Origin of the sequence: Klebsiella sp. KP20-425-1 (assembly GCF_025813515.1) — a bacterium.
GTDB classification, from domain to species: domain Bacteria; phylum Pseudomonadota; class Gammaproteobacteria; order Enterobacterales; family Enterobacteriaceae; genus Klebsiella; species Klebsiella pneumoniae.
Genome location: NZ_CP109614.1, coordinates 5,132,984 through 5,154,855 on the forward strand (window position 1 = coordinate 5,132,984; position 21,872 = coordinate 5,154,855).

Consider the following 21,872-nt stretch of genomic DNA (forward strand, 5'->3'; position numbering starts at 1 on the left):
CCCTCCCTGCGGGAGAGGGTCGGGGTGAGGGGAAACGGATTTCCCAAAATCAACATTAAGGAGAATTATCATGAGTTTTATGTTGGCACTACCTAAAATCAGCCTCCACGGCGCAGGCGCGATCGGTGATATGGTCAAGCTGGTAGCGGGCAAACAGTGGGGCAAGGCGCTGATCGTCACCGACGGTCAGCTGGTGAAGCTGGGCCTGCTGGACAGCCTGTTCGCCGCGCTGGATGAACAGCAGATGGCTTATCAGCTATTTGACGAGGTATTCCCCAACCCCACCGAAGCGCTGGTGCAGCAAGGCTATGCGGCTTACCAGGCGGCCCGCTGCGATTACCTGATCGCCTTCGGCGGCGGTAGCCCGATTGATACCGCCAAAGCGATAAAAATCCTCACCGCCAACCCAGGCCCCTCCACCGCCTACTCCGGCGTCGGCAAAGTGAAAAACGCTGGCGTGCCGCTGGTGGCCATCAACACCACCGCCGGCACGGCGGCGGAGATGACCAGCAACGCGGTAATTATCGATAGCGAGCGGCAGGTGAAAGAGGTGATTATCGACCCGAACCTGATCCCGGATATCGCCGTCGACGACGCCAGCGTGATGCTCGACATTCCGCCAGCCGTTACCGCCGCCACCGGCATGGATGCCCTGACCCACGCCATCGAGGCCTTTGTCTCCGTTGGCGCCCATCCCCTGACCGACGCCAACGCCCTCGAGGCCATTCGTCTGATTAACCTGTGGCTGCCGAAAGCGGTAGACGATGGGCACGATCTGCAGGCCCGCGAGCAGATGGCCTTTGGCCAGTATCTGGCGGGCATGGCGTTCAACAGCGCCGGTCTCGGGCTGGTACATGCCCTGGCCCATCAGCCTGGCGCCACCCATAATCTGCCGCACGGGGTATGCAACGCCATCCTGCTGCCGATCATCGAAAACTTTAACCGCCCGAACGCGGTGGCGCGCTTTGCCCGCGTGGCGCAGGCGATGGGCGTCGATACTCGCGGCATGAGCGATGAAGCTGCCAGCATGGAGGCCATCAATGCCATCCGCACGCTGAGCAAACGCGTAGGGATCCCCCAGGGTTTTAGCCAGCTTGGCGTCAGAAAAGCCGATATCGAAGGCTGGCTGGATAAAGCGCTGGCCGACCCATGCGCGCCGTGTAACCCGCGCCCCGCCAGCCGCGATGAGGTTCGCGAGCTCTATCTGGAGGCCTTATGATCCGTAAAGCCTTCGTCATGCAGGTGAACCCCGACGCGCACGAGGAGTACCAGCGCCGCCATAACCCCATCTGGCCAGAGCTGGAAGCTGTGCTGAAAGCGCACGGCGCGCACCACTACGCCATCTATCTCGATAAAGAACGCCATCTCCTGTTCGCGACGGTGGAGATTGAATCGGAAGCCCGCTGGGAAGCGGTCGCCAGCACGGAAGTATGCCAGCGTTGGTGGAAATACATGCGCGAGGTGATGCCCAGCAACCCGGACAACAGCCCGCTGAGCGCGGAGCTCAAAGAAGTGTTTTATCTGGCGTAAAAATAACTGGCCTCCCTCCAGACGGGAGGCCGGTCGTTTAAACGGTCATTGCATTATCGCGCAGCGGCTCGGTTTTCGTCTTACCCGCTAACGTAAACGCGGAGATTAAGGTGACGGTCAGGGCAATACCGCCGAGGATCATATAGGTATCCTGAAAGCCGATCCGATCGTACATATTGCCGGCGAAAGCGGAGAGAAAGATCGCCGCCACCTGCTTGGCGAACTGGAAGCCCACCAGATAAATGGTCGCCGACAGCCGGACGTCAAACACGCCGGTGATGTATTTAAAGGCGCCCACCAGCAGGAACGGCACCTCCAGCGCATGGAGCATTTTCAACGCTACGACTTCCGCGGCGGTGGTGGCGAAGGAAGAGCCAATCATTCTTGCCGCCATCACCATCCCGGCGATCAGCAGGGTATTCTTCGCTCCGATACGGTTAATAATCCACGGCGAGCTGAACATAATGATGGCGTTACATATTTCTCCCGCGGTGGTGGCGAAACCAAAGGCGCGGGTGCCCGCTTCCGGGGTCACGAAGAACGATTTGAAGAAGGTGGCGAATTGCTGATCGAAAACGTCATACACGCAGGCCACGCCGATAACATACAGAATAAACATCCACATCTTACGCTGGCGGAACATGCGCACCGCCGTTTTTAAATCGATCGCCGGGCGATTGGCGCCGAGCGAATCCATCACCTGCGCGGACTGACTGGCCTGCGGTTTGGCGATGGCCACCAGTACCACCAGCAGCAGCGCGGCGGCCGACCCCATCCAGAACACCCATTCGGGATTAATGCTGAACAGCATTCCGGCGGTAGTCGCGCACAGCGCCCATCCCAGGCAGCCAAAGGTGCGCGCCTTGCCGTATTCAAACCCGCTGTTGCGGCTTACCCGTTCGATATAGGCCTCCATCGCGCCGGCGCCAGCGGAGAATACAAAGCCGATATAGGCGCCGCCGCTCAGCGCCCCGAGCCAGATATTGGTTTTCAGCAGCGGAGCGAAAACATAAAGGAAGAAGGGAGCAATCAGCACCAGCAGAACGGTCACGATCCACATCAGGTGTTTTTTCAGCCCCAGCTTGTCAGAGATCACTCCGAGGATCGGCTGGAAACAGATGGCGAACAGCGACAGGCTGGAGAAAACGAGGCCGGTTTCGGTTTTATTCAGGCCGATGACGTCCGACAGCCAGATCGGCAGAAACGGAAAGCAGGTGGCCATGATGAAGAAGTAGAGAAAGAAGAACAGCCCGAAAATCCAGAAGTTGGGGTTGTTTTTGTGGGTACAGACGGTCGGGTTCATTATATTTTCCTCAAGAAGGGCCGCAGCGCGGCCCGATACCATCACACGCGTTGCAGACCAATCAGAATGGCGCTTTCCGGGTCGAGGATGGGTAGCGCCAGCCCCGCCTGCTGCAGCCACTCACCGCTCACCGTCTGCGGCGTCGTCATCCATGCCGGCAGCTTCCGCATGGTGTGGCCGCCCTCACCGGTGATCTGAATGTTCGGATGATCAAGGAGCGTCACCTGATAGCGGGCGCTCGCCTCCAGGCCCGCCAGGCGCAGGGGCGCCATCAGGGTGTAGTCCGGCATCGCCAGCTGGCTAACGAGGAAGATCGCCTGCGCTTTATCCGGGCTGACGACGCCATGGGCAAGGGTGGTGGCGTCCGGCATATCTATTCGCCACTGCACGCCGTGATGGATCACGTCGCGCCACTGTTTATGCAGGGCTGCATATTTTCGGTATCCGGCGCGCTCTTCTTCATCGGCGCTCACCGGATCCAGCTCAAGGCCCATATGACCGAACAGCGCCGTCAGGCCGCGAAAGGCGATACTATGCTGGCGGAAGGTGGCATGACAGTGGCGATTGCCAATATGAGCGCCCATTACCTCGGGTGGAAAGAAGTAGCTCATGCCGCGCTGGATGGTGTTGCGCTCAAGGGCGTCATTGTTGTCAGAAGCCCAGAAGCGATGGCTGCGTTTGAGGACTTCATAATCGATCCGTCCGCCGCCGGAGGAGCAGGATTCAAATTCAATGTGCGGGAAACGGGCCACCAGCGTATCCAGCAGGCGGTAAAACTGGCGCGTTTGCGCGTCCGCAGCGGCGCGTCCCTGATGCCCAGGCTGCACCAGCTCGCGGTTCATATCCCACTTCACGTAGTCCACCGCATGCTCGCCCAGCAGCCAGCTCATCCGCTCCAGCAGATAATCAAACGCTTCGGGAATGTTGAGGTTCAGGACAAACTGATGGCGGCCGGTCAGCGGGGTATAGCCCGGCAGCGCCAGCACCCAGTCCGGGTGCGCCCGGTACAGATCGGAATCCGGGTTAATCATTTCCGGCTCCACCCAGATACCGAATTCCATACCCAGAGACTTCACGTGATCGATAACCGGCGTCAGGCCGTAGGGGTATTTTTTCTCATCGAGATACCAGTCGCCAAGCGCCGCCCAGTCGTCGTTGCGCCCTTTAAACCAGCCGTCATCGATAATAAAGCGCTCGACGCCCAGGGCCGCCGCTTCGTCGGCCATACGCATGATGTAGTCCGGGTCGTGGTCGAAATAGATCCCCTCCCAGGTGTTGAGATGCACCGGGCGCGGTTTGTTGCCCGGGAAACGAATAATCCGTTCGCGCAGATAACGATGGAACTGCTGGCTCATGCCGTTCAGCCCATTCGCCGAGTAGCTGGCATACAGGTACGGCGTCCACAAGGTTTCCCCTTCCGCCAGCGCCATTTCGCCCGGCAGATAGAGCGCCTCGGCCTGCAGATAGCGACGGCCATCAGTTTTCACCTCCGCCCGCAGGCGATGGTTACCGCTCCAGGCCAGATGCACGCCCCAGACTTCACCCTGCATCTCGCTAAAGGCGCGGCTGCCGGTGATCAGAGCCGGGAAATGTTCGTGAGAGGTGCGCCCGCGGCGGTTCTCCAGCACAAAGCTGTCGTGCTCCAGCGTCAGGCGATGAGGCTGAAACTCGCGGATCCAGCGGCCATGGAAAGCCATCACCTCGCGAGCGCGTTCGGCGACCGGCAGCGTGACCGCCAGGCGATCCACCTGCCATGGGCTGGCGCGCAGATTGGTCACGCCATGGCGCACGCTCAGCACGCCGCTGGCATCCAACGCGATCTCGCTCTGCAGGCGCAGGCCGGCCTGCGGATCTTCGCTGACCAGGGTCAGCGTCTGGCCCTCGTGCCGCACTTCGCTGGTGGTGAACAGCGGAGAGGCATCCAGCCCCTGACGATGGCCTTCAATGCCCGGCGCGCCAAACAGACCATGGCCCAGCTCCGCCATTAAGGTCACTGGCGAATCGACATCCAGTCTACCGTTGGCGACCGGGCGCGTTAGGCTGTCGGCATCCTGCGGCGAAAAGTGGCTTAAATGCGGTCCCCAGTAGACAATTTCGGCGAAAGGGCGGGTTTTAATCACAATATCGGCACCGGCGCTTTGCAGGTGAATCAGCGAATCAGACATCAGACATCTCCATTACAAGGAATGTCTTACTGTTGATCCGAAACGTTTCGGATGCCAACCAAAACGTTTCGGATCCGTGATCGGCTTCAGAATTACGGGTTAAAAAGGGGTAAGATCAGGCGGTTTCACCCGGGAAAAATTCCGGCTGCCATAGCACCTGCAGCGTGGCGAGATCCTCCCCGGCGATTAAGCGACGCACCATATCGGCAATCTGCCGTCCCACGCCCTGGCGCGTGGACTGGATCACCGCGGCGACATCGGTCTCAATGATGCTGTCCTGCGGCAGCCCGTCGTACACCACCAGGGCGACGCGATTGTCGCCGGTTAAACGCCCCAGGTGGGCGAGCGCCATCGCGGCGCCATCGCCATGGGTGTTGCAGTCGGTGATAATCGCGGTAGGCGGCTCAGGCAGACGCAGCAGCTCCAGCGTGGCCTGATAGCCGCCGCGGCGCGTCGCCGGCACGCTACGCAGCCATGCATCGGATAACCCCGCCTCGCGCAGGGCATCGAGGTAGCCGTTACGCCGTTGCAAAATAAACGCCTGATTGTTGTTCTCGCCCAGCAGAGCGATACGCTGGTGGCCCTGTTGAATCAGATGGCGGGTGGCGCGGCAGGTGCCGGCATAGTTATCGAAATCAAACCAGGCGTAGGGCTGCGCCAGGCGGCTACGGCCGAGCGCCAGAAACGGAAAGCCGGAGGCCTGCAGCTGCGCCAGCCGCGGATCGTCATCCAGAGTATGGGCCACGATTAATGCATCGACGCGACGGCCCTGCACCATGCGCATATAGCCATGTTTATCCGCCTGCTCATCATCGGCGATCAGCAACAAATCAATGTCATGGCGCGCCAGCTCATGGCTGATCTCCCCGACCATCTCGAGAAAAACGTTATTGTTGAGCGGCGCGGGGCGGACAGGGAAGACGAGACCAACGGCATCGATGGTGCCCATTTTCAGACGGCGGGCGAAAGTGTTGGGGCGATAGCCCCGGCGCTGCGCTTCAGCCTCAACCCGGGCGCGGGTCTCCTGCGACACATCGTCGTAGCCGTTCAACGCCCGGCTGACGGTCGTGACGGAGATCCCAAGTTGTTTGGCAATGGCTTTCAGCGACATAAAAATCCCTGTTTTCGCATAGGAAAGCTAGTTTCCCGCAATATGGCTATGACGTCCAGCGAGCGCGCGTCCCCCGCCGACGCGATGTCAGTTTTGCTCAGCGATCAGCAGGGCCTGCGTATCCGGCTCCAGCGCCTGAAAAACATGCTCCTGATCCGCCGGGTAGCAGATATAGTCGCCCTCGCCGAGCTCTTCCGGCGCCGACGTCAGCCCTACCCGCGCCCGCCCCTGGGTGACGATAATATGTTCCACCGAGCCTGGCGGATGCGGATGCGAAATGCGGTCGGCGCCGGGCTGGGTGAGCAGCAAATAGATGTCCCGACGCGCGCCGGGCGGACAGGCGGCCAGCAAAATGGCCTGATAGTTCGCCTGCTCTGCCACCACTTTGGTCCCCTCGCCGCGGCGGATCACCTGCGTTTTGTTCACCTGCGGCTCAAGCAGCCTGGCAAATGGAATATCCAGCGCTACGCAGAGCGACCACAGCGTTTCCAGACTCGGGTTGCCGTTGCCGGACTCCAGTTGCGATAGCGTGGATTTTGCGATACCCGCCCGACGCGCGACTTCCGCCAGCGAAAGCCCGGTCCGCGCCCGCTCCCGCACCAGACTTTTGGCGATAACGCTGATTGGCTGTGTCATACCCGCCCCTTGTTTTTTATATCGAACAATTCGTTCGCCTTGAAAAACGATCATTATGTGTTCATTATAATGGAAATTCGTTCGATATGGCTAAGTGATATGAAACAAACTCTCTCCAGTCTCAGCGGAGACACGATAAAAGCGATTGTTTTGGTCTGCCTTGCCGTCGGGGTGGTGGGCATGTCCTATGGGTCGCTGGCGGTGGCTTACGGCTTCCCTTTATGGGTGCCGCTCTTGCTTTCGGTATCCGTGCTGGCAGGCGCTTCTGAATTCATGTTTATCGGCATTGTCGCCAGCGGCGGTAGTCCGCTGGCCGCCGCCGCCGCCGGCCTGTTAGTCAATGCGCGTCATATCCCGTTCGGGGTGACCGTACGCGAACTGGTTGGTCGGCGCGCCTTAAGCTTTATCGGATGCCACATTATGAACGACGAGAGCGTGGTCTTTGGCTTGTCGCAGCCCACCCCCGCGCAGCGCAAAGCGGCCTACTGGCTGTGCGGCGCTGGCGTCGCGCTGATCTGGCCCCTCGGTACGCTAACCGGCGCGGCCGTCGGCAAACTGCTGCCAGCGCCGGAAACCATCGGGCTTGATGCGGTCTTCCCGGCGATCCTGCTGGCGCTGGTGATCCCGGCCTTTAAAAACCGCACTACGCTGATCCGCGCCGCCAGCGGCGCCGCGCTGGCGCTTGCCGCCGTACCGTTTGTGCCCACCGGGCTGCCAGTGCTGCTTTCGCTGTTCGGTTTACTGTCGAGGAAAAAATAATGGGCAATATGACGCTGTTTATCGCCGGTATCGCCATCCTGTCGCTGGGAACCTATCTGATGCGTCTCGGCGGCGCGAAGCTCGGCAATCGGCTGGCATTTTCCGAGCGCTCGCAGGCGCTGCTTTCCGATGCGGCGACGGTGCTGCTTTTTTCCGTCGCCCTGGCCACCACTTTCTATGAGGGCGCACATTTCGCCGGTATGGCGCGCGTTCTGGGCGTTGCTTTCGCTGTGTTCCTCGCCTGGCGCAAGGTCCCGCTGATCGGCGTGATTATCGCCGCCGCCGTGGTGACCGCGCTGCTGCGCCTGGCGGGTATGCCCTAGGACGAGTAAGCGTAATCTGTAAAACCGCTGTGCTGTCCGGCGATCGTGCCTTCAAGCCACTGAATAACCGGTTCGATTTGCAGCGGGTGCCGCTGGTCTATCGTCAGTACAGGTCCTAACGACATGGGCTGCGCCCGCCCGGCCAGCTGGGCCAGCTCCGGCAAATACTCTTCTCCGGGGTGGCCCGGCGGCCGCGTCGCCAGCCGCGAGGCATAGCGCGCGACGGCCAGCTCCGGAGAGATATGATTCCAGACCTCAATCACCTGCTCCACGCCCGCCTGCTGTAGCAGTCTCTGCAAGGTCTCCCGCGGCTGAAAGCCGAACCAGGCGTCGATCAACCAGACCATGCTGGCAGGCGATGCGCCGACAATCGACCAGATCACCTCATACGCCGCGCAGCCCAGCTGGCGATTCATCGGCCGGTCGACAGGGGCCAGGCGCGCCATAAACGGCTCTTTGATGCCGTCGATCGTCAATACCGGCAGGCTAAAGGTCTCCGCCAGCAAACGGGTAATGGTGCTCTTCCCCGACGCCGGAATGCCGTTGATTAAAATGGCCGTTTTGCAGCCTGGGGTCAGATGTCTGTTCATAGTAATGCGACAACCTCCTCCCGGCTGCGGGCCGTCCGCAGTTTGGCCATGGTGTCATTATTATCCAGCAGCGCGACGATGGAACGGATGCCCTCCTCGATATGCGCATTGCTGTCCCGGGCGCCAAACATAATAACAATGTCCGCTTTTTCACTGTCCGCAAAGGGAATAGGCTTTTCCAGCACCACCAGGCTAAAGCAGTTGCGTCTGACGCCGCATTCGGGGCGGGCATGGGGGATGGCAATCCCTTCATCAAAAACGTAATAAGCGCCATGATTTAAAGTATTGTCGATCACCGCCTGGCTATATTCCGTCGAAATAAAGCCTTTTGCCTCCAGCGGGCGGGCAGCCAGCTTTATTACCCGCTGCCAGTCGGACTCCACAACGCCAACCTGAATGGCATCGGCCTCAATAAGCAGTTCTTTTATGGTCATTCTCTGTTCCTAGATATTGCGGCGAATAATATTGCGTAAATTATCAATCTGCAGAAACAGCGCATCGATATCCTGCCGGTGGCTCTTACTTTTGGCATATACCGATAATGCCCGGTTGTAAGTCAACATCAATGTTTTTTGCACGTCGCTATTATCGGGCTGGCGCTGTAATTCGCCTTCCAGTCTGGCGATCTCTTCCGCCAGCTGACGGGACTGTTGATCATAATCCTGCAGCGGGTTTTGCTCTTTTTTCCACAGCGTTTTCAATGATTCAAACATAGCAAGCTCCCTCCCTGGCGGAAGACAGGGCAACAAAAGATATGTGTCGGTAAAAACGCTATTTAAATAGCGCCATTTTTTCCATTAATACGGCAGTCACTGCCTGGTTGGCGGGAATTAAAAATTTCCGTACGCTGTCATTTACTTTTCCTTTCTCAAACGTTGATTTACAGCGATCGACCCACTGCACGTTCATTTCCGTTCCGACGTTCACTTTATTAATCCCTTCGGTGACGGCCAGCCGCATATCCTCATCGCTGACACCTGTGCCGCCATGCAGGACCAGCGGCACGCCCGTCGCTTCGCTTATCGCCTTCAGCCGCGCATGCTGTATCTGCGCTTTACCGGTGTACAGGCCATGCACAGTGCCCACCGAGACGGCCAGCATATCGACCTGTGTCTCCTTCACAAAACGCGTCGCGTCTTCGACGGTAGTAAAACAGATATCTTCGGCAGCCACCGCTTTTCCATCCTCTGACCCGCCGATCGCCCCCAGCTCACCTTCTACCGTAATATTCCGCGGCCGGGCCATTTCCACCACAATCCGCGTGTTACCGATATTTTCCTCGAGGCTTAAGTGAGACCCGTCGTACATCACCGAAGAAAAGCCCGCATTCATTGCCGTCTCGATGGCTTTAATATCGGAGCAGTGATCGAGATGCAGGCAGGTCGGGATATTTTCACTGTCTGCTAATGAACGCACGGCATCGACCAGTAACCGATACCCCAGATACTCTGCGGTACCGGTTGATATTTGGATCATTAATGGGCTGCGGCTGTTTTGCGCGGCTTTGAAAAAAGCCGGTAACATCTCAATACAGTGCAAGTTAAACGAGCCAATCGCTTTAAAATCTCTTTCCTGAGCGATTTTTAAAATCTCATTAAAATTATACAGACTCATGAACACTTTCCCCTTTCGGCTTAGCGGATTTACCGTTTACAAACCATGCCAGTGCGGCGACAAACACAATAAACAAGGCGACAAAGAGCCAGTTATTCTGGAAGGCGTGGCCTAATACCAGACCGGAGCTGATGACGTCTGAATCGCTGAAGGTGACGCCCGTAAAGCCGTAGCTCTCCAGCATGGGTACCAGAATGGCCGGCAGAAATGTGATAAACAGGCCGTGAATCACCCCGCCGATCATCGCCCCGCGACGTCCGCCCAGCGCATTGCCAAATACCCCTGCCGTACCGCCGGCGAAAAAGTTGGTTAACAGCCCGGGGAGAATCATCGCCAGGCCGAACATCGGGAAAACCAGCATGCCGATAATCGAGCCGACAGTCGTTGCCAGAAATCCAACAATCACCGCATTCGGCGCATAGGGAAATAGCACCGGGCAATCGAGAGCGGGCTTTGCATCCGGGACAATACGCATCGCGATACCGCGAAAAGCCGGCACCAGCTCATTGAGTAATAAACGCACGCCGCTATAGAGGACAAAGACCCCGGCGACAAACTGAATGGACTGCATGAAGGCATACATCAGGTAATTAATGCCGCCGGAGAACTGCGCGATGTACTGAGGCCCCGCCGCGATAGCCGGGATGAGATACATCGGCACCATCACCACCGCCATGGCCAGATAGGTATCCTGCAGAAACTTAAAGTTATCAGGCAGTTCGAGATCTTCCGTGGAGCGAGAGCCTTTTCCGACAACTTTAGCGACCGCAGCCTGCACCAGATAGCCGATAGTACAGAAGTGCCCCAGGGCCACATCGTCAGACCCGGTAATGCGCCTGACCACCGGCTGCGCCAGGGCCGGCATTAACACCGCCATCACGCCGCCGAAGATGCCCCCGGTTAAAATCAGCGGTACGCCGGTGAGCCCGGACTTATAGCCAATCACGGCGCCGATCGTCGCCATCCACAGCAGCGCCTGGCCGGTCAGAAAAATATATTTCAGCGGCGTCAGCCGGGCGATAATAATATTGACGGCAAAGATCACCAGCAGCGTCAGCGCCACCTCCGAACCTAATTCCCGATTCGCTAACCCGGCGATGGCGGCCACATCGGTAATATAGCCTTTCATGCCAAATCCCTGGGTGAAGATATCATTCAGGAAGGTCAGCGTGGCGACAATGATGTTTATCCCGGCCATCATAATTAAGAAACCGAGCAGCGTTTTAAATGTCCCTTCCGCGGTTTTGCCTGGCGATTTCTTTTGCAGGATCAGGCCAAGCATGGCAATAAAAGCAATAAGAATGGATGCCTGGCCGAGTAAATCCTTAACGATAAACGCCACGAAGCTATTCATAATCAGCCACCTTCAGATGACGTTCTTTTAAGAATGCGACGATCTTAGTTTCAATCTCCTCTTTATCAGTAAGTTTATTCAACACCACGACACGTTTAATTTCTTCTTCACTGGCATCGGCGGTTAAGATGTCGGCAAAGGTTTTTTGCGTCAGAATCATATCTGATTTAAAAGCCCCAGCTTCGGAAACGGTGGTGTGTTCAATATGAGCGGGAATTTCCAGCTTCTTTAAAACTGCCTTCGCCGTCATTTCAATGGCAAAGCTTGAACCGAGGCCGCAGCCACATACGCATAAAATTTTCAGCATGGAGGGTCTCCTCAAATAATATTGAGTTGCTTGGCAAGTTTATAATGATGTCCTTCAGTATCGACCAGACGTTTTTTCATACTGACTAAATCAATCGGAATAGGTTTGTTACTGGAATTAATTATTATGGCTTTATTTTTCATACCTGACTGAATACAGCGAACCACTTCACTGGCCATAATAGTGCCCTGATAAATCTCTTCGCAGGTTGGATCACCGCTGCGTAAACCATAGCCGACGATCGTTTTACGGATACGGACACCTATTTGTGGTTCCAGCTGTTTAATCATGGTATCAATCGCCCCCTGAAAGCCGGGAGAGTACTCTTTGGTATAGCCTTCTGAGCAGAGGATAACGACGCTATTCTGCGTACTCAGCTTCCGGGTAATCCGTTCCGCGAGCACGGCCAACGGCATCTGTGCCTCCGGGATCAGGGCAATATCCGCATTACATTTAATGGCGGACTGCAACGTTAGTTCTCCACAATAGCCTCCTAATATCTCAACCATAAAAACCCGACCGGGCAGCGCTCTTCCGGTATTTCTTAAACGAGAGACTTCTTTAATAATTTGCTCACAGGCCGTGGAAAAACCAATCGTATAATCACTGCCATACACATCATTATCGATAGTCATTCCCACACCAAAGCAATTAATCTCAAATTCACTAAGGGTATTCAGAAACTGCAGGCTGCCATCCCCCCCGGCCATAATGAGCACATCAATACGCAGAGATTTAAGTTTTTTAGCAATGCTTTCATATTCACTGCGCTGCAGTTTGCGACTGGTTCGCCCCGAGGTAATGATCGGCACCGCGGTAATTGAATAATCAACCAGATCGCGCCACGCCATATCCTGATGACTTTTCTCCAGTAGCCCTGGAATACCGCCATTAAACAGCGTGATATCAGCATTAGCCTGCCTGGCTATCTGGAATATAAAATTATTCATTCCAGAAACATCCCCGCCGCTAATAACGATACCAATTTTCATGACGCATCCTCGCTCATTTGCCTGACAACATTTTTCCCTGAGTACAAGCCTTCTATTTGCAATGAAGATCACATAATGCGTATTAAATTACCGCAGTGAATAGTTGACAGGTACGGCGAAACGCCTATTTTTGTGATACATATCACATTTAAAGAGAGTGATCTCCATCGCTTTCTGTTTTTAATATCTTTAAATTTCATGGCGTTAAAAAATCGAGATATTCAGGCGTGCTGACCTTTCCTTTGCCATAAAAAGGAGGATTTAAGAAAAGAACGGAAACGTGATTAGTGCCACATTTTTTTCGTAGCAGAGGAAAATATTGGCAAATTTCGCAGAGACGGGAAGCGGAAAACGAAAACAAAAAAAGCGCCCTGAGGCGCTCTTTCGACAGTTGCTATACGCTTATTTGTTCAGTTCGGCAGTCATATGCACGCGGTTGCCGGTAAACGCTTCGGTGATTTTGTAAGACGAAGCGCCGGCAGCCTGCGCCTGTGCGGCGATTTTCGCTTCCGCGCCGTCCATTGTGGAGGCGGTTGCGGTCACGGTTTCAGCAGCGAAGGAAGCGAAAGAGGCGGCCATAGCGATTACTGCGACAAAAGTTTTGATGCTTTTCATGATATAAACCCTTTCATTTAGTTGTTTAGATAAGGCGCTGTGCCTTGATGTGTTAAATAGTATCCCGCACATCGCTAAACAAAAAGCGGAAGGATTTGCTGTCATTGTTCAAATTTATTGACCAATATTTAACCCGCAATTAAACGCTGCGGATGGGTGTAAACTGTCGCCCTGCCCGGCTTGCAAAAGCCCACCAGCGTCAGATTGCAGCGCTCGGCAACTTCCACTGCTAAGGTGGTGGCCGCCGAGACCGCGAACAGGATCTCGACGCCGCACATCGCCGCCTTCTGCACCATTTCATAGCTGGCGCGGCTGGAGACCAGCACGGCGCCATGCTGCCACCCCTCGCCGACTTCCGCCCGCCGGCCCAACAATTTATCCAGGGCGACATGCCGGCCAACGTCTTCAAACCCGCCCGCCAGTTCGCCCGTCAACCGGACCCACGCGGCCGCGTGAGTACAGCCGGTGAGCCGGCCAACCGGTTGAAAGTCGTTAAGATGCGCCAGGGCCTGATCGAGATTGGCTAAATCGAACGACTGAGTGAACGGCAGCGGCTGGACCGGCTTACCAATATCATTGAGCTGCTCGACGCCGCATACGCCGCAGCCGGTGCGCCCGGCCAGCGCGCGACGCCGGGCTTTGAGGCCCATAAAACGCCGGCTGGAGAGCTCAATCTGCACCTCAAGGCCGTTGCACACCGCTACCACGTCCATGCCGAAAATCTCCCGCCGGTGCTCGATAATCCCTTCGGATAAGGAGAAGCCGACGGCGAATTGCTCGAGATCTTTCGGGGAGGCCATCATCACCACGTGGGAGATACCGTTGTAGACCAGCGCGACGGGCACCTCTTCCGCTAACTCATCTGGCTGAGGGTGTTGCAGATCCTCGCGTTTCCAGAGGGAGACCTGGCGATATCCTGTGACATTCGTCACATTTTTGATTTGTTCGAGAGGCTTCTTGTTCACTTTGCTTTAACCGTATTGGAACAGGCATACACACAATGTGGTATTCTGTTTTTATCCCTTCAGGAATGAGGGAAATTTGCCCTAATTCTGAACCTTTGCGGCCTTCACCGCAAAGCAAATAACTACATGTGACAATGTCGAAACAAGGAGCGAACCATGCAGGTCAGCAGAAGGCAGTTCTTTAAGATCTGCGCTGGCGGTATGGCGGGAACCACGGCAGCAGCGCTGGGCTTTGCCCCGGCAACTGCGCTCGCGGAGACACGGCAGTACAAATTGCTGCGCACGCGCGAAACCCGTAACACCTGCACATACTGTTCTGTCGGCTGTGGGCTGTTGATGTATAGCCTCGGCGACGGCGCGAAAAACGCCAAAGCATCCATTTTCCATATCGAAGGCGATCCGGATCATCCGGTCAACCGTGGTGCGCTCTGTCCGAAAGGGGCTGGTCTGGTGGACTTTATCCATTCTGAAAGCCGCCTGAAATTCCCGGAATATCGCGCGCCAGGCTCCGATAAATGGCAGCAAATCAGTTGGGACGAAGCGTTCGATCGCATCGCCAAGCTGATGAAAGAGGACCGCGACGCCAACTTTATCGCGCAAAACGACGCCGGCACCACCGTCAACCGCTGGTTGACTACCGGGATGCTGTGCGCCTCCGCCTCCAGTAACGAAACCGGCTATTTAACGCAAAAATTCACCCGCGCCCTCGGGATGCTGGCGGTGGATAACCAGGCGCGTGTCTGACACGGACCAACGGTAGCAAGTCTTGCTCCAACATTTGGTCGCGGTGCGATGACCAACCACTGGGTTGATATTAAAAACGCCAACCTGGTCGTAGTGATGGGCGGTAACGCCGCAGAAGCGCATCCGGTGGGGTTCCGCTGGGCGATGGAAGCCAAAATTCATAACGGCGCCAAGCTCATCGTTATCGATCCGCGCTTTACGCGTACGGCGTCGGTGGCTGATTTCTATACCCCGATTCGTTCCGGTACCGACATTACCTTCCTGTCGGGCGTGATCCTGTATCTGCTGAATAACGAAAAATTCAACCGCGAATACACCGAAGCCTACACCAACGCCAGCCTGATCGTGCGTGAGGACTATAGCTTCGACGACGGGCTGTTCAGCGGCTATAACGCAGAAAAACGCCAGTACGACAAAACCAGCTGGAACTATGAGCTGGACGAAAACGGCTTCGCCAAACGCGATACTACGCTGCAACATCCGCGCTGCGTCTGGAACCTGCTGAAGCAGCATGTTTCCCGTTATACCCCGGATGTGGTCGAAAACATCTGCGGTACGCCGAAGGCCGACTTCCTCAAAGTCTGTGAATACATTGCTGAAACCAGCGCGCCGGATAAGACCGCATCGTTCCTGTACGCTCTCGGCTGGACCCAGCACTCCATCGGTGCGCAGAATATCCGCACCATGGCGATGATCCAGCTGCTGCTCGGCAACATGGGGATGGCGGGCGGCGGCGTCAACGCCCTGCGCGGCCACTCCAATATCCAGGGCCTGACCGACCTCGGCCTGCTCTCCACCAGCCTGCCAGGCTACATGTCGCTGCCGAACGAAAAACAGGCCGACCTGCAGACCTACCTGACGGCTAACACGCCGAAGCCGCTGCTGAAAGACCAGGTCAACTACTGGGGCAACTATCCGAAGTTCTTCGTCTCCATGATGAAAGCCTTCTTCGGCGACAAAGCCACCGCGGAAAACAGCTGGGGCTATGACTGGCTGCCGAAGTGGGATAAGAGCTACGACGTTCTGCAGTACTTCGAGATGATGAATCAGGGCAAAGTGAATGGCTATATTTGCCAGGGCTTTAACCCGGTCGCCTCGTTCCCGAACAAAAACAAGGTCGTCGCTTCCCTGTCGAAGCTGAAGTTCCTCGTGACTATCGACCCGCTCAATACCGAAACGTCCACCTTCTGGCAAAACCATGGTGAGTCGAACGATGTCGATCCGGCGAAAATCCAGACCGAAGTGTTCCGTCTGCCCTCAACCTGCTTCGCCGAAGAGAATGGGTCTATCGTCAACTCCGGCCGCTGGCTGCAGTGGCACTGGAAAGGCGCGGACGCCCCGGGGATCGCCGTCACCGATGGTGAAATTCTCGCCGGTATCTTCACTCGCCTGCGTAAGATGTATGCCGAAGAGGGTGGCCCGGCGCCGGAGCCGGTGCTCAACATGACGTGGAACTACTCCACGCCACACGAGCCGGCATCGGAAGAAGTGGCGATGGAAAGCAACGGTAAAGCGCTGGCGGATATCACCGACCCGGCAACCGGCGCGGTGATCGTCAAGAAAGGCCAACAGCTGAGCTCCTTTGCGCAGCTGCGAGATGATGGCACCACCTCCAGCGGCTGCTGGATCTTCGCCGGGAGCTGGACGCCGGAAGGTAACCAGATGGCGCGCCGCGATAACGCCGATCCATCCGGTCTCGGCAATACCCTGGGCTGGGCCTGGGCCTGGCCGCTCAACCGCCGCATCCTGTATAACCGCGCCTCCGCGGACCCGCAGGGTAAACCGTGGGATCCGAAGCGTCAGTTGCTGAAATGGGACGGCGCCAAATGGGGCGGCGTGGATATTCCGGACTACAGCGCCGCCGCGCCTGGCAGCGACGTCGGTCCGTTTATCATGCAGCCGGAAGGGATGGGCCGTCTGTTCGCTATCGACAAGATGGCGGAAGGACCGTTCCCGGAACACTACGAGCCGTTTGAAACGCCGCTCGGAACCAACCCGCTGCACCCGAACGTGGTCTCTAACCCGGCCGCTCGCGTCTTCAAAGGCGATCTCGAGCAGATGGGTAAGGCCGAGAAGTTCCCGTACGTCGGCACCACTTACCGTCTGACCGAGCACTTCCACTACTGGACCAAGCATGCGCTACTTAACGCCATCGCCCAGCCGGAACAGTTCGTGGAGATCGGGGAAAAACTGGCGAATAAGCTCGGCATCGGCCACGGCGATACCGTGAAAGTTTCCTCCAACCGCGGCTATATCAAAGCCAAGGCGGTGGTGACCAAACGTATTCGCACGCTGAAAGTTGACGGTAAGGATATCGATACCATCGGCATTCCTATTCACTGGGGCTATGAGGGCGTGGCGAAAAAAGGCTTTATTGCCAATACCCTGACGCCGTTCGTCGGTGATGCGAATACGCAGACGCCGGAGTTCAAAGCTTTCCTTGTGAACGTGGAAAAGGTGTAACGGAGACGACTTATGGCTTACCAATCGCAAGATATTATTCGTCGTTCCGCGACTAACGGTTTCACCCCCGCGCCTCAGGCGCGGGACCACCAGCAGGAGGTGGCGAAGCTTATCGACGTCACCACCTGTATCGGCTGTAAAGCCTGTCAGGTGGCCTGCTCCGAATGGAACGATATTCGTGATGAAGTCGGTCACAATGTCGGGGTGTATGACAACCCGGCGGACCTGACCGCCAAGTCATGGACGGTCATGCGCTTCTCGGAGGTGGAACAAAACGACAAGCTGGAATGGCTCATCCGCAAGGATGGCTGCATGCACTGCGCGGACCCGGGCTGCCTGAAGGCCTGCCCGTCAGAAGGCGCGATCATTCAGTACGCCAACGGCATTGTCGACTTCCAGTCCGAGCAGTGCATCGGCTGCGGCTACTGTATCGCCGGCTGTCCGTTCGATGTACCGCGTCTGAACCCGGAAGACAACCGCGTCTACAAATGTACCCTGTGCGTAGACCGCGTGACCGTCGGCCAGGAGCCTGCCTGCGTGAAAACCTGTCCGACCGGCGCAATCCACTTTGGCTCCAAAGAGGATATGAAAACGCTGGCCGGCGAACGCGTGGCTGAGCTGAAAACCCGCGGTTATGACAATGCGGGCCTGTACGATCCGGCCGGCGTCGGTGGCACCCACGTCATGTACGTGCTGCACCATGCCGACAAGCCGAATCTGTACCACGGCCTGCCGGAAAACCCGGAGATCAGCCAGACCGTCAAGTTCTGGAAAGGCATCTGGAAACCGCTGGCGGCCGTCGGCTTCGCCGCGACCTTCGCAGCCAGTATCTTCCACTACGTCGGCGTCGGTCCGAACCGCGCGGAAGAGGAAGAGGACAATCTGCATGAAGAGAAAGACGAGGTGCGCAAATGAAAAGACGTGACACCATCGTGCGCTACACGGCGCCGGAACGCATCAACCACTGGGTCACCGCCTTCTGCTTCGTCCTGGCGGCGGTGAGCGGGTTAGGCTTTTTCTTCCCGTCCTTTAACTGGCTGATGCATATCCTCGGCACGCCGCAGCTGGCGCGAATTCTCCACCCGTTCGTCGGGGTGGTGATGTTCGCGTCGTTTATCATCATGTTTTTCCGTTACTGGCATCACAACCTAATCAATCGGGATGATATCTTTTGGGCGAAGAATATTCGTAAGATCGTCGTCAACGAGGAGGTGGGCGATACCGGGCGCTATAACTTCGGCCAGAAATGCGTATTCTGGGCGGCGATTATCTTCCTGGTACTGCTGCTGGTGAGCGGTGTGATCATCTGGCGTCCGTATTTTGCGCCGGCTTTCTCAATCCCGGTGATCCGATTTGCGCTGATGCTGCATTCATTTGCCGCAGTGGCGTTAATTGTGGTTATCATGGTGCATATCTACGCCGCCCTCTGGGTGAAAGGCACCATTACCGCGATGGTGGAAGGCTGGGTTACCAAAACGTGGGCGAAGAAACATCACCCGCGCTGGTACCGAGAGGTCCGCCAGAAACAGGAAAAGTCATCTGAATGAGTATTCGCATAATCCCGCAAGACGAGCTGGGTTCGAGCGAGAAACGCACGGCGGAAGCAATTCCGCCGTTACTGTTCCCCAGGCTGAAAAATCTGTATAACCGCCGCGCTGAACGCTTGCGCGAGCTGGCCGCTAATAACCCGCTAGGCGATTACCTGCGCTTTGCCGCGCTGATTGCCCATGCCCAGGAAGTAGTGCTGTACGACCATCCGCTGCAGATGGATCTCACCGCCCGCATTAAAGCGGCCAGCGAACAGGGCAAGCCGCCGCTGGATATCCACGTCCTGCCGCGCGACAAGCACTGGCACAAGCTGTTGCACTCGCTGATTGCCGAGCTGAAGCCGGAGATGAGCGGCCCGGCGCTGGCGGTCATTGAGAATCTGGAAAAAGCCTCTGAGCAGGAGCTGGAGCAGATGGCCAGCGCGCTGTTTGTTTCCGATTTCGCCTCCGTCAGTAGCGACAAAGCGCCGTTCATCTGGGCTGCGCTGTCGCTCTACTGGGCGCAGATGGCCAGTCTGATCCCAGGAAAAGCGCGCGCCGAATACGGCGAACAGCGCCAGTTCTGCCCGGTGTGCGGCTCGATGCCGGTCTCCAGCATCGTGCAAATCGGCACCACTCAGGGGCTGCGCTATCTGCACTGCAACCTGTGCGAAACTGAGTGGCACGTAGTACGCGTCAAGTGCAGCAACTGCGAGCAGAGCCGCGACCTGCACTACTGGTCGCTGGACAACGAGCAGGCGGCGGTGAAAGCCGAAAGCTGCGGCGACTGCGGAACCTACCTGAAGATTATGTATCAGGAGAAGGATCCGAAAGTCGAAGCCGTCGCCGACGATTTGGCCTCCCTGGTGCTCGACGCCCGCATGGAACAGGAGGGCTTCGCCAGAAGCTCAATTAACCCGTTCATGTTCCCCGGCGAAGGGGAGTAAGTTCTGCAGTATGATTTCGGGCGGCTCTTGTCGCCCGTTTTCCTTCTTGTGACACGAACGTGCGCAGGGATTATTCACACGCGTCACTGACCGTTATCAGAGGCCAACCTTTGGCTGGAGATATTCGTTTCAGACGAGTTTATCGCTCACTTGTCGTCCTCCTGCCACTCGAATTATTCAGGGTGGATTTCGTACGGCGTGACTACGCCAGGAATACCGGCAAAATCCTTCGTATTCCGCGTAATTAGTTCCAGACGATGGAGTTGCGCCGTCGCCAGAATGATGGCATCCGGCAGCTTAAGCTTATACTCCTGCCGCAGCGCAACGCTTCGCTCTGCAATATCCTGTGAGATGTTAATGATATTAAAGGTGCTCAGCGCCATTCGCGTGCGCTGCTCCTGGTGATATTTTTTAGCGCCAACCATCACCTCCATCCAGGTAATCAGACTGATCGCATTCTGCGGTGGCCAGGCCTCCAGCGCCTGTTTGGCTTCGCGACGCCCGCTAAATAAATCAATAAGAATATTGGTATCAAAAAGCGCAGATCCGGAGGTCATTACCACTCCTTGCGTAGCTGACGTTGATATTCCATGCCGTCTTCTTCGCAGTCTTGCCACAGACCCAGCGCACTGGAGATGGTATCTTTAGCTCGATCTTGTTTCTCCAGATATTGTTCAACCGCTTCACGTAACAGTTCCGCTCGCGGAATGTTACGCTGCACTTTGAGGTCATCGAGACGTTGAATGACATCGTCTGATAAATCGAGAAGAATTCTGCCCATATCCCTTTCAGCCATCATGCTCATATATACCTCAAGTATATCACCAGTGATGAAGTTATGAGCAATCTATAGCTTTTGGAATCGGAAACAAACAGGATTTTGTCAGGTAAACTCTTTTTTGCGAGCCGCTTTCCATAATGCACAGGCGACCTCAACAGGCCTGTCTTTTCGCCATAATCCAGGCTATAACACTGGATATTAAAACAGTATAAGGAACTTCATATGGCGCTGGAAAAAGGGATTGCTTCGCTGGTTGAGGCATTTATTGCGGCAGGTCGTCCGTCATCACGCGATCAGCATATTGATGATCGGAGGGCCGGCTATATCGCCAGTGCGGTACTCGCCGGGGAGACGGAAACGCGAGTGCGGGTGGAGGATATCACCCTGGAGGGTATGCACTTCCGCGTCGTTTCACCGCCCACAGCCGACGGCCTGCTACCCACGCTTATCTACTACCACGGCGGCTGTTTTGTCAGCGGCGGCTTTACCACCCACGATAACCAACTCCGTCAGTTAGCCATGTTCAGCGGTTGCCGGGTGATCGCTGTACAGTACCGCCTGGCGCCGGAGCATACCTTTCCGGCGGCGCACGATGATGCAGAACGAGGTGCCACGATTATTCACCAGCACGCAAAACAGCTTGGCGTGGATGCTTCGCGCATCACCCTGGCCGGCGACAGCGCCGGCGGGCATCTCGCCCTGGTCACGGCTCTGCGCCTGAAAGCGGCGGGAACATGGCAGCCTGCACAGCTTATCCTGATTTACCCGATGCTCGACGCTACCGCCAGCATGGCAAGCTACGCCAGCAACGGCGAGGATTACATCATTACCCGGGACACGCTGCTTAGCGGCTACGAAATGTATTTAGCGGCCACACCCGCTACCCATCCGGATGCCAGTCCGCTGTGGCGCGAAGATTTTCACGGTCTGCCACCGGTCCACATTCTGACGGCGGAGTTCGATCCTTTACGTGATGAGGGCGAAGTGCTGTACCGAAGGCTGACGGAGCAAGGGGTGGAGAGTTCCTGTCAGCGCTATCTGGGGGTGATCCACGGCTTCTTTCAGCTGGGAGGCGTCAGCCACGCAGCGCGTGATGCCATGCGGGATATCGCCTGGCGTGTGGCATCGCCAGGACGATAACTGCCCC

Annotated in this window: 24 protein-coding genes; 9 read left to right on the forward strand and 15 right to left on the reverse strand. The window is 56.7% G+C overall.

The features are described 5' to 3' along the window. The first annotated feature begins 70 nt into the window (after positions 1-70). Positions 71-1,219: a lactaldehyde reductase gene (fucO, locus tag OHJ17_RS24995; protein WP_032433726.1), complete on the forward strand. Its 1,149-nt coding sequence runs from the start codon at positions 71-73 to the stop codon at positions 1,217-1,219. Then, positions 1,216-1,530, forward strand: a complete 315-nt coding sequence (rhaM, locus tag OHJ17_RS25000) for an L-rhamnose mutarotase (RefSeq protein ID WP_004181618.1) — start codon at positions 1,216-1,218, stop codon at positions 1,528-1,530. Before fucO ends, rhaM begins: the two co-directional genes overlap by 4 nt. Positions 1,531-1,567: 37 nt before the next feature. Here the strand turns inward: rhaM and OHJ17_RS25005 are convergent, their stop codons facing one another. The 4 genes from OHJ17_RS25005 to OHJ17_RS25020 form a co-directional block, all read right to left on the reverse strand. Next, complete coding sequence (locus tag OHJ17_RS25005; protein WP_015959203.1) at positions 1,568-2,833, reverse strand: MFS transporter; 1,266 nt, start codon at positions 2,831-2,833, stop codon at positions 1,568-1,570. A 41-nt stretch (positions 2,834-2,874) separates the two neighbouring features. Further along, the gene (locus OHJ17_RS25010; RefSeq protein ID WP_004178018.1) at positions 2,875-4,998 is read right to left on the reverse strand and encodes an alpha-galactosidase; all 2,124 of its coding nucleotides are present in this window, start codon (positions 4,996-4,998) and stop codon (positions 2,875-2,877) included. Positions 4,999-5,113: 115 nt separating this feature from the next. Further along, positions 5,114-6,109 carry a substrate-binding domain-containing protein gene (locus OHJ17_RS25015; RefSeq protein ID WP_004146243.1) on the reverse strand — a complete coding sequence of 332 codons (996 nt, stop codon included), beginning with the start codon at positions 6,107-6,109 and terminating at the stop codon, positions 5,114-5,116. Positions 6,110-6,196: 87 nt separating this feature from the next. Next, positions 6,197-6,745, reverse strand: coding sequence for a helix-turn-helix domain-containing protein (locus OHJ17_RS25020; RefSeq protein WP_002882865.1), 549 nt, complete (start codon positions 6,743-6,745; stop codon positions 6,197-6,199). A gap of 99 nt (positions 6,746-6,844) precedes the next feature. On the opposite strand from OHJ17_RS25020, the gene OHJ17_RS25025 reads away from it, so the two are divergent. Together OHJ17_RS25025 and OHJ17_RS25030 are read left to right on the forward strand one after the other, a co-directional pair. Next, on the forward strand, positions 6,845-7,504 hold the full coding sequence (locus OHJ17_RS25025) for an AzlC family ABC transporter permease (protein WP_004195589.1): 660 nt from the start codon (positions 6,845-6,847) through the stop codon (positions 7,502-7,504). Continuing rightward, positions 7,504-7,827, forward strand: coding sequence for an AzlD domain-containing protein (locus OHJ17_RS25030; RefSeq protein WP_002882863.1), 324 nt, complete (start codon positions 7,504-7,506; stop codon positions 7,825-7,827). Before OHJ17_RS25025 ends, OHJ17_RS25030 begins: the two co-directional genes overlap by 1 nt. Here the strand turns inward: OHJ17_RS25030 and OHJ17_RS25035 are convergent. From OHJ17_RS25035 to fdhD, 9 genes are all read right to left on the reverse strand, one after another. Then, entirely contained in the window at positions 7,824-8,417 is a 594-nt protein-coding gene (locus OHJ17_RS25035) for a P-loop nucleotide/nucleoside kinase family protein (RefSeq protein ID WP_002882862.1), read from the reverse strand. The two genes, OHJ17_RS25030 and OHJ17_RS25035, sit on opposite strands and share 4 nt — an antisense overlap. Beyond that, entirely contained in the window at positions 8,414-8,851 is a 438-nt protein-coding gene (locus OHJ17_RS25040; RefSeq protein ID WP_002882861.1) for a PTS sugar transporter subunit IIA, read from the reverse strand. The genes OHJ17_RS25035 and OHJ17_RS25040 overlap by 4 nt, the downstream gene beginning before the upstream one ends. Before the next feature lie 9 nt (positions 8,852-8,860). Then, the gene (locus tag OHJ17_RS25045) at positions 8,861-9,130 is read right to left on the reverse strand and encodes a hypothetical protein (RefSeq protein WP_002882858.1); all 270 of its coding nucleotides are present in this window, start codon (positions 9,128-9,130) and stop codon (positions 8,861-8,863) included. 58 nt (positions 9,131-9,188) lie between these two features. After that, positions 9,189-10,031: a class II fructose-bisphosphate aldolase gene (locus OHJ17_RS25050; RefSeq protein ID WP_002882856.1), complete on the reverse strand. Its 843-nt coding sequence runs from the start codon at positions 10,029-10,031 to the stop codon at positions 9,189-9,191. Continuing rightward, on the reverse strand, positions 10,018-11,385 hold the full coding sequence (locus tag OHJ17_RS25055) for a PTS sugar transporter subunit IIC (RefSeq protein ID WP_004150366.1): 1,368 nt from the start codon (positions 11,383-11,385) through the stop codon (positions 10,018-10,020). The genes OHJ17_RS25050 and OHJ17_RS25055 overlap by 14 nt, the downstream gene beginning before the upstream one ends. Then, complete coding sequence (locus tag OHJ17_RS25060; RefSeq protein ID WP_004151864.1) at positions 11,378-11,692, reverse strand: PTS sugar transporter subunit IIB; 315 nt, start codon at positions 11,690-11,692, stop codon at positions 11,378-11,380. The genes OHJ17_RS25055 and OHJ17_RS25060 overlap by 8 nt, the downstream gene beginning before the upstream one ends. Before the next feature lie 11 nt (positions 11,693-11,703). Then, complete coding sequence (locus OHJ17_RS25065) at positions 11,704-12,684, reverse strand: 6-phosphofructokinase (protein WP_002882831.1); 981 nt, start codon at positions 12,682-12,684, stop codon at positions 11,704-11,706. A gap of 402 nt (positions 12,685-13,086) precedes the next feature. Then, on the reverse strand, positions 13,087-13,299 hold the full coding sequence (locus OHJ17_RS25070) for a YdgH/BhsA/McbA-like domain containing protein (protein ID WP_002882830.1): 213 nt from the start codon (positions 13,297-13,299) through the stop codon (positions 13,087-13,089). A gap of 128 nt (positions 13,300-13,427) precedes the next feature. Further along, positions 13,428-14,264 carry a formate dehydrogenase accessory sulfurtransferase FdhD gene (gene fdhD / locus OHJ17_RS25075; RefSeq protein WP_023280690.1) on the reverse strand — a complete coding sequence of 279 codons (837 nt, stop codon included), beginning with the start codon at positions 14,262-14,264 and terminating at the stop codon, positions 13,428-13,430. Between the two features lie 156 nt (positions 14,265-14,420). On the opposite strand from fdhD, the gene fdnG reads away from it, so the two are divergent. Genes fdnG through fdhE form a run of 4 tightly spaced genes read left to right on the forward strand, consistent with a single transcriptional unit; the run spans position 14,421 to position 19,944 of the window. After that, the gene (fdnG, locus tag OHJ17_RS25080) at positions 14,421-17,471 is read left to right on the forward strand and encodes a formate dehydrogenase-N subunit alpha (RefSeq protein ID WP_085921749.1); all 3,051 of its coding nucleotides are present in this window, start codon (positions 14,421-14,423) and stop codon (positions 17,469-17,471) included. A 12-nt stretch (positions 17,472-17,483) separates the two neighbouring features. Further along, a complete protein-coding gene (gene fdxH, locus OHJ17_RS25085; protein ID WP_002882822.1) occupies positions 17,484-18,386 on the forward strand; it encodes a formate dehydrogenase subunit beta in 903 nt (300 codons plus the stop codon). Beyond that, entirely contained in the window at positions 18,383-19,018 is a 636-nt protein-coding gene (gene fdoI / locus OHJ17_RS25090) for a formate dehydrogenase cytochrome b556 subunit (RefSeq protein WP_002882818.1), read from the forward strand. Before fdxH ends, fdoI begins: the two co-directional genes overlap by 4 nt. Beyond that, complete coding sequence (gene fdhE, locus OHJ17_RS25095) at positions 19,015-19,944, forward strand: formate dehydrogenase accessory protein FdhE (RefSeq protein ID WP_004150358.1); 930 nt, start codon at positions 19,015-19,017, stop codon at positions 19,942-19,944. Before fdoI ends, fdhE begins: the two co-directional genes overlap by 4 nt. Before the next feature lie 173 nt (positions 19,945-20,117). On the opposite strand, the gene OHJ17_RS25100 is transcribed toward fdhE, so the two are convergent. Continuing rightward, positions 20,118-20,501 (reverse strand): type II toxin-antitoxin system VapC family toxin, encoded by a 384-nt coding sequence (locus tag OHJ17_RS25100; RefSeq protein WP_002882817.1) that lies wholly within the window; start codon positions 20,499-20,501, stop codon positions 20,118-20,120. Beyond that, positions 20,501-20,743: a ribbon-helix-helix domain-containing protein gene (locus OHJ17_RS25105; protein WP_004150355.1), complete on the reverse strand. Its 243-nt coding sequence runs from the start codon at positions 20,741-20,743 to the stop codon at positions 20,501-20,503. The genes OHJ17_RS25100 and OHJ17_RS25105 overlap by 1 nt, the downstream gene beginning before the upstream one ends. A gap of 204 nt (positions 20,744-20,947) precedes the next feature. Here OHJ17_RS25105 and OHJ17_RS25110 point away from each other — a divergent pair, with 204 nt between their 5' ends. Beyond that, positions 20,948-21,865 (forward strand): alpha/beta hydrolase, encoded by a 918-nt coding sequence (locus OHJ17_RS25110; protein WP_021466676.1) that lies wholly within the window; start codon positions 20,948-20,950, stop codon positions 21,863-21,865. The last annotated feature ends 7 nt before the right edge of the window (positions 21,866-21,872 follow it).